Here is a 15,229-nt window from a genome sequence, read left to right on the forward strand (position 1 = left end):
CTGGTCGCGCAGTTCCCCGCTCCCCTGAAAAGCAGGGGCTGCGCCCCGTGCTTTTCGGCCCGAAAGGGCCGTAGGCCCTTGAGGGGCGGGGGGAACTGCGCGAGAAGCCCCACTCACCCGCACCCGACAACGCACCCCGCAGTTACTGGTCCGACGAGAAGCGGAGCGCCCCCGTGGGGATTTCCGCGTCGCACCAGACGCGGACCCCCGTGCGGAGTTCGTTGTCGGCGCCGATGATCGCGCCGTCGCCGACGACCGTGCCGGTGAGGACCGAGCGTTCGCCGATGCGGGCGCGGGCGCCGATGAGGGAGTCGGTGATGACCGCGCCGGGTTCGACGACCGCGCCGGCCAGGACGGTGCTGCCGAAGACCCGGGCTCCCTCGCCGACGAACGCGCCCTCGCCCACCACCGTCCCGCCGGTCAGCTTGGCGTCGCCCGCGACCCGGGCGGTGGGGAGGATCAGGCGGTCGCCGCAGCGGCCCGGGACGGCGGGGGACGGGGCCCGGCCCAGGACCAGGTCGGCGGAGCCCCGGACGAAGGCCGCGGGGGTGCCGAGGTCCAGCCAGTACGTGGAGTCGACCATGCCCTGGAGATGGGCGCCGGCGGCGAGGAGGTCCGGGAACGTCTCGCGTTCCACCGAGACCGGGCGGCCCGCCGGGATCGTGTCGATGACCGAGCGGCGGAAGACGTACGCCCCCGCGTTGATCTGGTCGGTGACGATCTCCTCGGGGGTCTGGGGCTTCTCCAGGAAGGCGAGGACGCGGCCCGTGCCGTCGGTGGGGACCAGGCCGTAGGCGCGGGGGTCGGTCACCTGGGTCAGGTGGAGGGAGACGTCCGCGCCGGTCGTCTCGTGGGTGGCGACCAGCCGGCGGATGTCCAGGCCGGTGAGGATGTCGCCGTTGAAGACGAGGACGGGGTCATCGGGTCCGGAGTGGAGGTGCGAGGCGGCGTTGCGGATCGCGCCGCCCGTGCCCAGCGGTTCCTCCTCCGTGACGTACTCGAGGTGGAGGCCGAGGGCGGAGCCGTCGCCGAAGTGGGGTTCGAAGACCTCCGCGAGGTAGGAGGTGGCGAGGACTATGTGGTCCACACCCGCCGCTCTGGCTCTCGCCAACTGGTGGGTGAGGAAAGGGACTCCGGCCGCCGGGACCATGGGCTTCGGAGTGTGCACCGTGAGCGGACGCAGCCGAGTGCCTCTGCCGCCGACCAGGAGGATCGCTTCTGTCACCTGTCGTCTCTGCTTCCTGCCGGGACCGGCCGAACTGTCATTCGACCGGCCAGTGTATGCAGACCGTTCCATGGCGCCTTCGCGGCCGTACGCATAGCCGTTGACGTGCCCCGGGGCACGTCAACGGCGGTGTCCGTCGAGGGCGCGGCGGGCGCGCCCCCGGCCTGTGCTGTACGTGTGTGACCCCCGCCCGGTCACCGGCCCTGCAAGCGGGCGGCCTCCGAGCGTGCCGTACCGAGCTTTCCGTAGAGGCGCCCCCCCGGGCACTCGGTCGCGAACCCGTCGCGGTGACCGGAGATCACGTTCAGTCGCACCTTCTTGCCCTTCGGGTAGAGATTGCCGCCCCCCGAGGTGAGGTATGTCTTGCCCTTCGGGTTCGCTCCGTAAAGACCCAGTTTCCAGGCGGTCAGTTGCGCGATCGCCTTGACGGAAACGGCGGGCGGCTTGGTCGCGCCGAAGCTGCCGATGACCGCGATGCCCATGCTGTTCGTGTTGAACCCGAGGGTGTGGGCCCCCATGACGGCCTTCGCGACGCCACCCGCGCGGCCCTCGTAGATGTTTCCGCACTTGTCGACGAGGAAGTTGTAGCCGATGTCGCGCCAGCCGCTGCTCACGACGTGGTAGCGGTAGATACTGCGGATGACCGAAGGGGCCTGCGCGCACTTGTAGTTGTTGCCCGACGCGGTGTGGTGCACGAAGGCCGCGCTGACCCGGTTGGTGTAGCGGAAGTCGCGCTCGCGCAGCTTCTCGTCGGCGCCCCAGCCGGCCCGCGTGACGATACGGGGACGCGGGCCGATGTACGGCTTCGCCCCGGGCACCGCGGTCGCCAGCCGTTCCACCGTCTCCTTGCGCGACAGCGCCGGGATCGTGGTGGAGCCGAGCGGCGCGAGGTCGGCGTTGACGGCGGAGGCGGCGGCCGACTCGGCGGTCAGCGCGCCCAGCCGCGGGGCGTCCACGGTGCCGACGGGCGGGGGTTCCGCGGTGTGCGCGGCCTCCGTCACGGTCTCTGGTCCCGCAGCCGCGCCGGGGGCGCCGACGCCGGGGTCGACCAGCTCCAGACGCAGGCCCTCCGGGAGCAGCTGGACGCCCGGGGCGGCCGTACGGCCCCGGGTCTCGGCGCGCACCCGCACCTCGACGCCGTCCGAGTCGCCGACCCAGAGCGGGGCGGTGGAGCCGCGCACCCGGCCCGAGGAACGTTCGGCGGTGTCCAGGTCGGCGGCGTGCTCGTGATTGTGCGTCTCGACGTCCTGCCAGCCCGACCAGCGAGCGGTGTCGGTCGCGCGGGCGCGGACCTGGACGCGGCCCTCCAGCTCGGCGTCCGGGTTGTCCCAGACCACGCCGACCAGGGAGAACGAGCGGACGTCCCGCTTGCCGAGGCCCTGTTCGGGAGCGGCCGGGCCGAGGTTCCGGTCCACTCCGAGGGGGGCGAGGGGGATCGACTGGGTGCTGCCGGACGCGGGGGCGAGCGCGAGCGGACGGGTGGGGGTCGAGGGCTGCGCCAGGGCCCGGGTCGCCGTGGAGGACGAGTCCGTCGGGGTCACCGCGGAGGCCGTCGCCGGGAGTGCCGCCGGGAGGGCGAGTGCCGCGGCGCAGGTGACGCCGATCGAGGACGCGAGGAATCGTGATCTACGCATGCGTCTGATCCTGGACATAGTCATACATATCTGTCCATCGCGGAATTGACGGGTCGTCGACTCCGCTCCGCCGAACCGGTTAGCCTTCCGCTCCGCCCGGGCCCGCGGGCGGCGTGCTGCCCGCGTACGCTTACGCGGATGAACGCCACCGACCGCACCCCTGCCGACCTGCTGCGATCCGCACTGGCCGCGGACCCCGCGCGCCCGCTGGTGACCTTCTACGACGACGCCACGGGCGAGCGGGTCGAATTGTCCGTGGCCACCTTCGCCAATTGGGTGGCCAAGACCGCGAACCTCCTCCAGGGCGAGCTGTCGGCGGAGCCCGGCGACCGGGTCGCCCTGCTGCTGCCGGCGCACTGGCAGACGGCGGTGTGGCTGCTGGCGTGTTCGTCGGTAGGAGTGGTCGCCGAGGTCGGCGGGGACCCCGGGGCGGCCGACCTCGTGGTGAGCGGCCCGGACACGCTGGACGCGGCCCGGGCGTGCTCCGGCGAACGCGTCGCGCTCGCGCTGCGGCCGCTCGGCGGGCGGTTCCCGCAGGCGCCCGCCGGGTTCGCCGACTACGCCGTCGAGGTGCCCTCGCAGGGGGACCGGTTCGTGGCGTACGCGCCGGTGGATCCCGAGGAGGCGGCGCTGGTCGTGGCCGGGCGGGAGTTCAGCGGGGCCGAGGTCGTGGAGCGGGCCCGGGCCGACGCCGCCGGGCTGGGGCTGACGGGGCCGGGGTCACGGCTGCTGTCGGGGCTGGGGTACGACACGTGGGAGGGGCTGGCCGCGGGGTTGTACGGGCCGCTCGCCAGTGGGGGGTCCGTGGTGCTGTGCCGGCATCTGGAGCAGGTGGGTGAGGACGCGCTCGCCAAGCGGATCGAGAGCGAGCGGGTCACTTCGGTCTCTCGGTGACGTGTTCTCGTGACGTGTTCTCGTGACGTGTTCTCGGTGACTGTGCGCGGTGACGCCATGGGGGCGAGGTCGGTGGGCGGCTGCGGGTGCGTCGTGGTTGCTCGCGCGGTTCCCCGCGCCCCTGAAGGGCGCGGCTGCCCCCGCCCATCAGCCGCAGGGTGCCGCCCCGTCCCCCGTTCGGCCTAGCCCCGGCCGCCCCTCCGGCCCCTCCCGCGCCATCGTCGTAGGAGCAACGACTCGCTCGTACGCCGTGAGGGGTGGCCGGACATGGACGACGTCGGAGGGCAGGCGCGTGGGCTGGGGCCCGGTGCGGGCGGTTCGCCCACCGGGCTCGGGCCCATGCGTCGGCGTCGACGGCGGTGGGTGCGGTGGGTGGGCGGCGGCGCCGCCCTGATGGTCGTCGGGGCCCTGGGGGTGGGCTGGGCGGCGTACCAGAAGCTGGACGGGAACATCACCTCGGACCGGTCGGCGGCGGACGAGCTGGCGCGGTACGAGAAGGAGCGGCCGACGGCGCTGGTGCGGGGCGCGCAGAACATCCTCGTCATCGGGTCGGACTCGCGGTCGGGGGACGAGAACGGCGAGTACGGGCGCGATTCGGGCACCGAGCGCTCCGACACCACGATCCTGCTGCATCTCGCGGCGGACCGGCGGAGCGCGACCGCGGTGTCGCTGCCCCGGGATCTGATGGTGGACGTGCCGAGCTGCCGGCGGCCGGACGGCAGTCGCACCGAACCGGTGTTCACCATGTTCAACTACGCGTTCCAGAGCGGCGGCTCGGCCTGCACGATTCGGACGGTCGAGCGGATGACCGATATCCGTGTCGACCATCACATCGTGGTGGACTTCAGCGGCTTCAAGGAGATGGTCGACGCCGTGGACGGGGTCGAGGTGTGTCTCACCGAACCCATTCACGACAAACAGGCCGAACTGCGACTGCCCGCGGGCAGGGTGAAGCTCGACGGGGAACAGGCCCTGGGATATGTGCGCGCCCGCAAGTCGCTGGGTGACGGCAGCGACACCGAGCGGATGGACCGGCAGCAGCGCTTCCTCGCGGCGCTGGCGGCGAAGGTGCGCGGCAATGACGTTCTGCTGAATCCCGTGAAGCTCTATCCGGTGCTCGACGCGGCCACCTCGTCACTCACCACGGACCCGGGACTGGCGAGTCTGCGCGGACTCTACGACCTTGTGCGCGGCCTGCGTACGGTCCCCATGGAAAAGGTGCAATTCCTGACCGTCCCCCGGAAGTCGTATGCGTACGACGTCAATCGCGACGAGCTCGTCGAGCCTGCGGCGCGGAGCCTTTTCGCACGGTTGCGCGCCGACGCACCCGTGGCGGTGGCGCGGGAACTGCCGGAAGGAACGCGGGAAGGGCATTCGGAAGAGCTTTCGGGAAGCCTCTCCGGGACACCGGATCCGGTACCGACTTTCCGGGGCAGTACGGCCGCCGAGGAGGACTGCGGATGACTCCGGAGGGGTTCCGCAGGTAAAGCGCACGTCAACAGCAGGAACAAATGCTCTAGGAAATGGGCGGATTGCCCGGTTGTAGGGACGTGCAATTTGTCACCGCCGTCGCTCGGCGCCTGATCGTGCGGCTAGTGTGAGCGATCCGGTGCGGCAGGCCTTCTCGGCCACGCACCTTGCAGCGAGACCCGAGCGTCTTTTGAGGGGGAAGACGCCGCGTGGCCCCGACGGAGGAATCAGACAACCGTGGACGCGCAAGGCCGTGGGCGGGCGGACGACATCGACCCCGCAGACCAGTGGGTACTCAACCCGAGCACCGGTGAATACGAACTGCGACTGACCCCTTCCGCACCGCAGTCGGCGGTGCCGAGGCCGCGTCGGGCCGCGCCCGCCACGGCGGGGGCCAGGACCGCGGGAAGCGGTACGTCCACGCGCTCCGCGTCGGCGGGCACGGACACCCGGGAGATCCCCGACACACTGCCGGGACCCCGGCGTCGGCGCGGTACGCCCGAGGAGGAGCCGCTGCCGGGTCGCCGCGGCGGCCGGGGCAGGACCAAGCCCAAGAAGTCGACGGGCAAGCGGATACTGGTGTGGACGGGCGGCACGCTGGCCTTCGTGCTGGTCGGGGTGAGCGCCGCGGGCTACCTCTACTACCAGCACCTGAACGACAACATCCAGAAGATCTCGGACGACGGCGCCGGCACCGGCGGCTTCAGCAAGGACCGGGCGATCAACCTGCTGGTGATCGGCACGGACAAGCGGACCGGCGCGGGCAACGAGAGCTACGGCGACAAGGAGAGTGTCGGCCACGCCGACACCACGATCCTGTTGCACGTGTCCAAGGACCGTACGAACGCCACCGCGATGAGCATCCCGCGCGACATGATCGTGGACATCCCGGACTGCCTCACCACACAGGAGGACGGCTCCAAGAAGAACATCCGGGGCACCTCCAACGTCCGCTTCAACACGAGCCTCGGCCAGGACGGCCGGACGCCGAGCTGCACCATGCGCACGGTCACCGAGCTGACCGGGATCACCCCCGACCACTTCATGGTGGCCGACTTCAACGCGGTGAAGACGCTCTCCACGGCCATCGGCGGCGTCGAGGTGTGCCTGGAGAAGGACATCAAGGACTCCAAGTCCAAGCTGGACCTCACCGCGGGCAAGCACACCATCGAGGGCGAGGAGGCGCTGGCCTTCCTGCGCACCCGCTACAGCGTCGGTCTCGGCAGCGACCTGAGCCGGATCGAGCTGCAACAGCAGTTCCTCAGCTCGATGATCCGGCAGATGAAGTCCAAGGACACGCTGACCGATCCGACGAAGGTGCTGGACCTCGCGGAGGCCGCCACCAGTGCGCTCTCCGTCGACTCCCAGATCTCCGACATCAAGAAGCTGGCCTCGCTCGGCCAGGAGGTCGGCAAGGTGAAGACGAAGAACATCACCTTCACCACCGTGCCGGTCATCGACAACACCGACGGCGCGACCGTGCTGCCCAAGCCGCAGAGCGCCGAGCAGCTCTTCGAGACCATCAGGAACGACGTCTCGCTCAGCGAGGTGAAGAAGCAGAAGAAGGAGAAGGAGGCCGCGAAGCTCAAGGGCGAGCGCGCCGACGCCTCCGAGGTCCGGGTCAGCGTCTACAACGGCGGTGCCGAGGCCGGCAGCGCACAGGCCACTCTCAGCTGGTTGCAGAACGATGTCGGCGTGACCAAGTCCAGCCAGCTCGGCAACGCCGACAAGACGTTGTCGAAGACGACCCTCGCGTACGACCCGGACCAGGCCGACCAGGCGCGCAAGCTGGCCGACCTCATGGGTCTGTCCGCGTCCGCGCTGAAGCCCGGCAAGGGCAACAGCGAGACCAACTCCCAGGGCCTGCCCTCGATGGTGCTGACCCTGGGCAAGGACTTCAAGGGAGCCGGGGTGCCGCTCAGTGGGGGCTCGGCGGCGGATCTGGACGTCCAGAAGAACACCGCGGACAAGGAAAAGTGCGCCAGTTGATGACCTGACGGGGTCGTGGCGCGTCTGACCCGACGCGAGCAGCGCAAGACAGTCGAGAGATCCGGTGGTGCACCGGGCGGGCGCGAGGACGCCCCCGCCCGGTGTCGTGAATGTCGTCGAAGTGCCGTGGGGCGGCGAGTGCCGCCGCGGCGAACCGTGTCCGCATGTCATCCGGTCGGAACACATGACGCGTTCAACAGAACATGAGTACATCCCGGTTGGGTTCTCGACAGTCCAACAGGAGGCGGGGACGGCCCCGCCACGGCAGGGTGGGGAGGGGCAGGGAGATGGTACGGAGCGACGTGCGCGGGGACGGGGGGCGACCGCGTGTCGACGAACCCGGCGACCGGGACGGGGACCTGGATCCGAAGGACGACGCGTCCGGCTCGGACGGCGACGCGGGCGCCAGGGTTCCCGAGCAGGGCGGGCGGGGCGGACGCAAGCGCCGCAACGGCGGCGGGGGCGATGGCGGGCGAGGGCGCGCCAAGGCCCCCGGGAGGCCCCGGCGCAGACGGGTGCTGCGCTGGTCGGCGACGGTCCTGGCGGTGGTGATACTCGGCACCGCCGGTGCCGGATACCTCTACTACCAGCACCTCAACGGCAACATCAAGAAGGAGAAGCTGAACCTCGGCGACACGAAGATCGCCGAACCGACGCCGAACGCGGCCGGTCAGACCCCGCTGAACATCCTGCTGATCGGTTCGGACGCCCGGGACACCGCGGAGAACCAGAAACTCGGCGGCGCCCGGGACACCTTCGACGGCCCGCCGCTCGCCGACGTGCAGATGCTGCTGCACCTGTCCGCCGACCGCACCAACATGTCGGTCGTCAGCATGCCCCGCGACACCCTGCTCCCCATCCCCAAGTGCACGGACCCCGACAGCGGCGACGTGTACGACGCGTCCACCCAGGCGATGACCAACGACTCGCTGCGCCGCGGTGGCCCCGGCTGCACGGTCGCCACCTGGCAGGAACTGACCGGCATACACATCGACCACTTCATGATGGTCGACTTCTCCGGTGTGGTGTCGATGGCCGACGCGATCGGCGGTGTGCCGGTGTGCGTGGACGCCAACATCTACTCGCACACCAGCGACGGCAAGGGCTCGGGGCTGAAGCTGGAGGAGGGCACCACCTACATCCAGGGCAAGCAGGCCCTGCAGTGGCTGCGCACCCGGTACGGGTTCGAGGACGGCAGCGACATCGCGCGCGCCAAGGCCCAGCACCAGTACATGAACGCGATGGTCCGCGAGCTGCGCGAGAACGCCACGATCACCAACCCGAACAAGCTGCGCAAGCTCGCCGAGGAGGCCACCGACGCGCTCACCGTCGACGAGGGCCTCGGTGACGTCGCCAAGCTCTACGACCTCAGCACCGAGCTGCGCAAGGTCGAGCCGGCCCGGATCACGATGACGACGATGCCGTACACGTACGCCGGCGCGCGCGTCGTGCCCAAGGAGGGCGACGCGGAGAAGCTGTTCCGGCTGGTGCGCGAGGACATCGCCCTGGACGGCAAGGACAAGAAGAAGACCACCACCGAGGACGTGGCCTCCGATGATCCGGCTGCGGCGAAGGACGAGATCGGGGTGCTGGTGATCAACGGCACCATGACCTCCACCCTCGCGCCGGTCGCGGGCCGCGCGCTCTCGGTGTCGCAGCTGCTCGTCGAGGACGGCTTCGCCAAGGCCTCGTCGTCCACGACGACCGCGGTCGTCGAGGACAAGACCGTCGTGCGCTTCCCGAGCGCCGAGTTGGAGGGTGACGCCCAGGCGGTCGCCAAGGCCCTCGGCATCCCGCTGGCCCAGGTGGAGAAGTCCACGAACGTCAGCGGTGTCACGCTCGTCGTCGGCGCCGACTGGCGCGAGGGGAAGACGTACGAGGCCGAGAAGGAGGACGACACGACTCCGGAGTCGGCGGACGCCCTCAACGGCGCTGACAAGAAGGCCTGCATGAAGGTCAATCCGGCGTTCACCTGGTGAGTGCCCGGAACGTCGAGCGGGGCCCCTCCCGGCGGTGGGAGGGGCCCCGCTCGTACGTGCTCGGTGCCCAGCTTTCGGTGCTCAGCTTTCGGTCAGCACCGCCGGGCGGCGGGAGGCGATGACCTTCTTCGCCAGCGATTTAGGGCTGGTGAGGAAGCCGAAGCCCCACGACATGTGCATGGTGGCGAGGGCGACGGGGATCTGGAGGCGGGCCTTGAGCGGCAGCCCCTTGCCCGCCGGGACCGAGCCCGCGACGATCGCCGCGAGATAGCCGCCGGGGACGACGAAGCCCAGCGGGGTCAGCAGGGCACCCACCAGGGTGCCGGCCACGATCGCGCACACCGCGGTCGGCGGGGCGAGATAGCGCAGGTTGATGGAGCCCTCGTGGTAGCGGGCGACGACGTGCCGCCAGCGCCCGTAGTCCTTGTACTGCTTGGCGAGCGCCTTCACGCTGGGCCGGGGCCGGTACGACACGCGCAGCTCGGGCGAGAACCAGATGAGGCCGCCCGCCTCACGGATGCGGAAGTTCAGCTCCCAGTCCTGGGCGCGGATGAACTCCACGTTGTAGCCGCCCTGCCGCTCCAGCGCCTCGCGGCGGAAGACGCCGAGGTAGACCGTCTCGGCCGGGCCCGCCTCGCCGCCCGTGTGGAAGGCGGCGTTGCCGACGCCGATCTTCGAGGTCATCGCGGCGGCGACCGCGTGCTCCCAGTCGTTCTCGCCCTCGGCGTGCATGATGCCGCCGACGTTCTGCGCGCCGGTCTCCTCCAGGAGCCGTACGGCGGTGGCGATGTAGTTCGGCGAGAGGATGCCGTGGCCGTCGACGCGGACCACGATCGGGTGGCGTGAGGCCTTGATCGCGGCGTTCAGCGCGGCGGGCGTACGGCCGGTGGGGTTCGGGACGGTGTGCACGCGCGGGTCCTCGGCCACGAGCTGGGCCGCGATCTCGTCCGTACGGTCCGCGGACGGACCGAGGGCGATCACGACCTCCATCTCGCCGGCGTACTCCTGCGCGAGGATCGCTTGGACGGCTCCGCGCAGATGCCGCTCCTCGTTGAGGACGGGCATGATCACGGACACGGCGGGGAGCGGCACGTCGGGCTTGGCGTTCATAGGGGGCTCACGTTACCGCGAACGGGGGACACGAACGCGCGCCGCCCGGTCGCGTGCGCGGGGCGCGGATGCCGGGACCCTACGGTGCTCAAGGTTCTCCGACTCTCCCCTTCCCCTGACCGGTCTCGCGGAGGTGTCCCCCGTGTCCGCACCGCCCCGTCCAGCCCGTCCGCAGCAGCCCCGGCCCCCCGTTCCTCCCCGGCGGCGGAGCTGGGCCATGCGGGCGGTGACCACGCTCTCGGTGGTGGTGCTGGCCGCCGCGGGCATCGGGCACGCGGTGGTGACCCGCCTGGACGGCGAGATCAAGCGGGTCGACGCCTTCAAGGACATGAAGAACCGGCCCGAGGCGGGCCACGGCATGAACGTGCTGCTGGTGGGCACCGACGGCCGCGACCGGATCAGCGAGCGGGAGCGGCGCAGGTACCGGCTGGGGGGTGCCCCCTGCCACTGCACGGACACGATGATGATCGTGCACATCTCGGAGGACCGGGAGCGCGCGAGCGTGGTGAGCCTGCCGCGCGACTCCTACGCCGAGACGCCCGAGCACACCGACCGCGCCACCGGGAAGGTGCAGCGCTCCCACCCGCTCAAGCTGAACGCGGCCTACGCCGAGGGCGGGCCGCAGCTCACCGTGCGCACGGTCGAGCACATGACCAAGGTGAAGATCGACCACTACGTCGAGGTCGACTTCACCAGCTTCATGCGGACCGTCGACGTCCTCGGCGGTGTCGAGATCTGCACCACGCGCCCCCTCAAGGACTCCTACACCGGCCTCGACCTGGACGCGGGCACCCACGAGCTGGACGGCGGCGAGGCGCTGCAATACGTCCGCTCCCGGCACACCGACGGCTCCTCGGACCTCGGCCGGATGAAGCGCCAGCAGCGGTTCATGGCGGCCCTGATGTCCCAGGCCACCTCCTCCGGGGTCCTGCTCAACCCGATGAAGTTCCGCGACATCACCCAGGCCGTCCTCGGTTCCGTCCGCGCCGACAAGGAGTTCGGCACGGGCGAGCTGATCGACCTCGGCCGCGCGCTGCGCAATCTCACACCGGCGTCCTCGGAGTTCACCACCGTGCCCATCGGACGCATGGGGTACGCCGTGGAGGGCGTCGGCTCGACCCTGAAGTGGGACGACGCCAAGGCCGCCCGCCTCTTCGAGGCCCTGCGCGACGATCGCCCCCTCGCCCCCTACAAAGCGCGCGGCACGTACACGCTCGTCGACGTGGCCCCGCAGCAGATCCGTGTCCAGGTCGAGAACGGCACCGCCGTCCCGGGCCTCGGCAGGCAGGTCGACCGGCAGCTGGCCGCCACCGGCTTCCGCACCACCAGGTCCCCGGTCAACGCCCCGCAGCCGAACGTCACCCGCACCCTGGTCCTGCACGACCCCCGCTGGGACCGTTCCGCCCGCTCCCTCGCGGCCGCCCTGCCGGGCGCGGAGCTCCGCCCGGTCCGTGCCCAGGGCCCCACCATGAAGGTGATCGCCGGCACGGACTTCGAGCGGGTCCGCAAGGTGCGCGCGGAGAACCCCGAGCAGGGCGAGTCGGGCGTGGTGCGGGGCGACCAGGTCTCGTGCGCCTGACAGGCCCGCCCCCGACTGTTCGACTTGCGTGCGATTTGTGTCAGCTTGGCAACAGCACGGCCCTGGTTTTTCGTCGACCCTTGTGAAGGGCACTGCCCTACCCGGCACACTGGGGCGCATGAACGATTGGCCCGAGGGATGGTCCGGCAACAACCGCGGCGGCGACTACGCCCAGCCCGACGGGCCGCGCGTGATGCGCCAGGTCCGGCGCGGCCCGTCGGCACCCCCTCAGGGTGGCGTGCCCCAGCAGCCGTCGTACGGCGACCCGTACGGTGACGGCTACGGCAACGGCGGCCCCGACCAGTACGGCGGCGGCCACAGCGACTACAACACCGGCCAGGTCTACGGCGCCGGCTCGGGCGGCATCGGTGGTCACGGTGGCGGCCGGGGCGACCGTCCCGCGCCGAACTGGCGGCGCCGTATCAAGGTGACCGCGATCACGGCCACCGTGGTGCTGCTCGCGACGACGATCGGCACGTACTTCTGGGCCGACTCCAAGCTGAACCGCGAGGTCGACCTCTCCAAGGTCATCGACCGGCCGGCCGAGGGCGAGGGCACCAACTACCTGATCGTCGGCTCCGACAGCCGTGCGGGCCTGTCCGACGAGCAGAAGAAGGAGCTCCACACCGGGTCCGCCGAGGGCAAGCGCACGGACTCGATGATGATCCTGCACACCGGATCCAACGGCCCGACCCTGATCTCGCTGCCCCGCGACTCCAACGTGGAGATCCCGTCGTTCGTGGGCTCCGAGTCCGGCAAGACCTACAAGGGCACCGGCCGCCAGGTGAAGCTGAACGCGGCGTACGCGGAGGACGGGCCCGAGCTGCTCGTCCGTACCGTCGAGGCCAACACCGGGCTGCGCATCGACCACTACGTGGAGATCGGCTTCGCGGGCTTCGCGAACATCGTCGACGCGGTCGGCGGGGTGGAGATCGAGATCCCGAAGGGCGGCATGAAGGACACCAAGTCCGGTGCCGACTTCGAGGCGGGCAAGCAGACCCTCAACGGCGAGCAGGCCCTCGCCTTCGTCCGCACCCGCTACGCCCTCGCGGGCAGCGACCTGGACCGGACGAAGAACCAGCAGAAGTTCCTGGCGGCCCTCGCGAGCCAGACGGCGACGCCGAGCACGATCCTGAACCCCTTCAAGCTGTACCCGACGATGGGCGCGGGTCTGGACACCCTGATCGTCGACAAGGACATGAGCCTGTTCGATCTGGCCGACATGTTCTGGGCGATGAAGGGCGTGACGGGCGGTGACGGCAAGTCCATGAACATGCCGATCTCCGGCAACGCCGGCAACGGCAACCTCCAGTGGGACACCGCGAAGGTGAAGCAGCTGGTGGAGCAGTTGAAGAACGACGACACGGTGACGGTGTCGAGCAACTGACCCGGCGACTCACCCGGCGGACGACGTGACCGAGGGGCACCCCCTGTTTCAGGCGGGTGCCCCTCGGCCGTTCAGGTGTTCGTGTGACGGGTCAGGCGGTCGCGCCCGCCATCGTCCGGCACATCTCGGAGCAGCGGCGACACGCCTCCGCACAGCGCATCATCTGCGGGTCGTCCGGCATGGACATACACGCCTCGGCGCACATGTCACAGGCGCGGGCGCACATCGCGCACATCTCGGCGGACAGCGGCGAGCGGCGCATCATCATGTCCGCGCACATACGGGTCATCTCGGCGCAGTCCATCAGGGCGCGCATGATCTGCATCTGGGCCTGGCCGCCGGCCTGCATGCAGGAGCTCATGGTCTCCTCGCACATGCTGTGGCACGTCATGCAGGCGTCGACGCAGTCCTGCATCTCCTTGCTCATCGCGGTCATGTTCCCGGCCTGCTGCGTCATGGCTCCTCCTGGGGTGGTGGGAGAACGGGGTCCGGGGCCGGACCCTCGCACCTTCCGTCCTACGCCTCCGCGCCCCCGCCCGCCATCGGGCGGACGGAACCGATCCGCCCCGTTCGTCCCGTACGACGACAGCCCCCGGCGGGACACCGGGGGCTGTGCACGGACCGCGCCGAGGGGGTTACGGCAGGTTGCGCGCCATGACGATGCGCTGGACCTGGTTGGTGCCCTCGTATATCTGCGTGATCTTGGCGTCGCGCATCATGCGCTCGACCGGGTAGTCGCGGGTGTAGCCGTAGCCGCCGAGGAGCTGGACGGCGTCGGTGGTGACCTCCATGGCGACGTCGGAGGCGAAGCACTTGGCGGCGGCGCCCTGGAAGGTGAGGTCCTTGTCGCCGCGCTCGGACTTGGCCGCCGCCTGGTAGGTCAGGGCCCGGGCGGCCTCGATCTTCATGGCCATGTCGGCGAGCATGAACTGGATGCCCTGGAAGTCGGCGATCGGCTTGCCGAACTGCTTGCGCTCCTGGACGTAGCCCTTGGCGTAGTCGAGGGCGCCCTGGGCGACACCGAGGGCCTGGGCCGCGATGGTGATGCGGGTGTGGTCCAGGGTCTTCATCGCCGTGGCGAAGCCGGTGCCCTCCTCGCCGATGATGCGGTCGGCGGGGATGCGGACGTTGTCGAGGTAGACCTCGCGGGTCGGGGAGCCCTTGATGCCGAGCTTCTTCTCCGGGGCGCCGAAGGAGACGCCCTCGTCGGACTTCTCGACGACGAAGGCGGAGATGCCCTTGGAGCGCTTGTCCGGGTCCGTGACGGCCATGACCGTGTAGTACTCGGAGACGCCCGCGTTGGTGATCCAGCGCTTCACGCCGTTGAGGATCCAGTGGTCGCCGTCGCGGACCGCACGGGTCTTCATCCCGGCCGCGTCCGAGCCCGCGTCCGGCTCGGAGAGGCAGTACGAGAACATCGCGTCGCCCTTGGCGAGCGGGCCCAGGTACTTCTTCTTCAGCTCCTCGGAGCCGGAGAGGATCACGGGCAGCGAGCCGAGCTTGTTGACGGCCGGGATCAGGGAGGACGACACGCAGGCGCGGGCCACCTCCTCGATCACGATGACCGTGGCGAGCGCGTCGGCGCCGGCGCCGCCGTACTCCTCGGGCACGTGCACGGCGTGCAGATCATTGGCGACCAGCGCGTCCAGCGCCTCCTGCGGGAAGCGGGCCTCCTCGTCCACGGCGGCGGCGTAGGGCGCGATCTTCGCCTCGGCGAGGGAACGGATCGCGTCACGGAGCATGTCGTGCTCCTCGGACGGGCGGTACAGGTCGAAATCAGCCGATCCGGCCAAGGTCTCTCACGCTCCTGACGCTAACTACCGTTAAGTAACTCAAATTTTAATGGGCTGCCCACGGCACTGGGTACGTGAGTTTGACGACAGGCCGCGCTCCTCCGGGCAATCTGCCCGGTGAAGGGCTCGAACACGCCCCGACTATGCTCACGAGCACGCGTGCACACGA

Annotated in this window: 11 protein-coding genes; 6 read left to right on the forward strand and 5 right to left on the reverse strand. The window is 70.3% G+C overall.

From position 1 onward, the window contains the following. Positions 1-142: 142 nt before the first annotated feature. Both manB and ACZ52C_RS16405 read right to left on the reverse strand, forming a co-directional pair. Complete coding sequence (gene manB / locus ACZ52C_RS16400) at positions 143-1,225, reverse strand: mannose-1-phosphate guanylyltransferase (protein ID WP_469075368.1); 1,083 nt, start codon at positions 1,223-1,225, stop codon at positions 143-145. 194 nt (positions 1,226-1,419) lie between these two features. Further along, a complete protein-coding gene (locus tag ACZ52C_RS16405; RefSeq protein WP_469075743.1) occupies positions 1,420-2,877 on the reverse strand; it encodes a peptidoglycan recognition protein family protein in 1,458 nt (485 codons plus the stop codon). Between the two features lie 120 nt (positions 2,878-2,997). On the opposite strand from ACZ52C_RS16405, the gene ACZ52C_RS16410 reads away from it, so the two are divergent. From ACZ52C_RS16410 to ACZ52C_RS16425, 4 genes are all read left to right on the forward strand, one after another. Continuing rightward, entirely contained in the window at positions 2,998-3,753 is a 756-nt protein-coding gene (locus tag ACZ52C_RS16410; RefSeq protein WP_045556343.1) for a TIGR03089 family protein, read from the forward strand. Positions 3,754-4,020: 267 nt separating this feature from the next. Next, complete coding sequence (locus ACZ52C_RS16415; protein ID WP_469075369.1) at positions 4,021-5,217, forward strand: LCP family protein; 1,197 nt, start codon at positions 4,021-4,023, stop codon at positions 5,215-5,217. A 243-nt stretch (positions 5,218-5,460) separates the two neighbouring features. Further along, on the forward strand, positions 5,461-7,212 hold the full coding sequence (locus ACZ52C_RS16420; protein WP_469075370.1) for an LCP family protein: 1,752 nt from the start codon (positions 5,461-5,463) through the stop codon (positions 7,210-7,212). Between the two features lie 287 nt (positions 7,213-7,499). Further along, complete coding sequence (locus ACZ52C_RS16425; protein ID WP_469075371.1) at positions 7,500-9,191, forward strand: LCP family protein; 1,692 nt, start codon at positions 7,500-7,502, stop codon at positions 9,189-9,191. 81 nt (positions 9,192-9,272) lie between these two features. Here the strand turns inward: ACZ52C_RS16425 and ACZ52C_RS16430 are convergent, their stop codons facing one another. Continuing rightward, positions 9,273-10,301 (reverse strand): glycosyltransferase family 2 protein, encoded by a 1,029-nt coding sequence (locus ACZ52C_RS16430; RefSeq protein ID WP_469075372.1) that lies wholly within the window; start codon positions 10,299-10,301, stop codon positions 9,273-9,275. A 133-nt stretch (positions 10,302-10,434) separates the two neighbouring features. Between ACZ52C_RS16430 and ACZ52C_RS16435 the strand changes: the two genes are divergently transcribed. Both ACZ52C_RS16435 and ACZ52C_RS16440 read left to right on the forward strand, forming a co-directional pair. Beyond that, a complete protein-coding gene (locus ACZ52C_RS16435) occupies positions 10,435-11,880 on the forward strand; it encodes an LCP family protein (protein WP_469075373.1) in 1,446 nt (481 codons plus the stop codon). A gap of 118 nt (positions 11,881-11,998) precedes the next feature. Continuing rightward, complete coding sequence (locus ACZ52C_RS16440) at positions 11,999-13,267, forward strand: LCP family protein (RefSeq protein ID WP_469075374.1); 1,269 nt, start codon at positions 11,999-12,001, stop codon at positions 13,265-13,267. A 91-nt stretch (positions 13,268-13,358) separates the two neighbouring features. Here ACZ52C_RS16440 and ACZ52C_RS16445 read toward each other — a convergent pair whose 3' ends face one another. Together ACZ52C_RS16445 and ACZ52C_RS16450 are read right to left on the reverse strand one after the other, a co-directional pair. Continuing rightward, a complete protein-coding gene (locus tag ACZ52C_RS16445) occupies positions 13,359-13,724 on the reverse strand; it encodes a four-helix bundle copper-binding protein (RefSeq protein WP_469075375.1) in 366 nt (121 codons plus the stop codon). Between the two features lie 178 nt (positions 13,725-13,902). Beyond that, entirely contained in the window at positions 13,903-15,060 is a 1,158-nt protein-coding gene (locus ACZ52C_RS16450) for an acyl-CoA dehydrogenase (protein ID WP_391448369.1), read from the reverse strand. Positions 15,061-15,229 lie beyond the last annotated feature (169 nt).

The sequence above is a fragment of the Streptomyces sp. NPDC034049 genome (assembly GCF_055575575.1).

Bases quoted from the DNA above. Each gene is read 5' to 3' on its own strand.
- ACZ52C_RS16445 (WP_469075375.1), bottom strand. From the start codon at position 13,724: ATGACGCAGCAGGCCGGGAACATGACCGCGATGAGCAAGGAGATGCAG.
- ACZ52C_RS16430 (WP_469075372.1), bottom strand. From the start codon at position 10,301: ATGAACGCCAAGCCCGACGTGCCGCTCCCCGCCGTGTCCGTGATCATG.
- ACZ52C_RS16415 (WP_469075369.1), top strand. From the start codon at position 4,021: ATGGACGACGTCGGAGGGCAGGCGCGTGGGCTGGGGCCCGGTGCGGGC.
- ACZ52C_RS16410 (WP_045556343.1), top strand. From the start codon at position 2,998: ATGAACGCCACCGACCGCACCCCTGCCGACCTGCTGCGATCCGCACTG.
- ACZ52C_RS16425 (WP_469075371.1), top strand. From the start codon at position 7,500: ATGGTACGGAGCGACGTGCGCGGGGACGGGGGGCGACCGCGTGTCGAC.
- ACZ52C_RS16405 (WP_469075743.1), bottom strand. From the start codon at position 2,877: ATGTCCAGGATCAGACGCATGCGTAGATCACGATTCCTCGCGTCCTCG.
- ACZ52C_RS16440 (WP_469075374.1), top strand. From the start codon at position 11,999: ATGAACGATTGGCCCGAGGGATGGTCCGGCAACAACCGCGGCGGCGAC.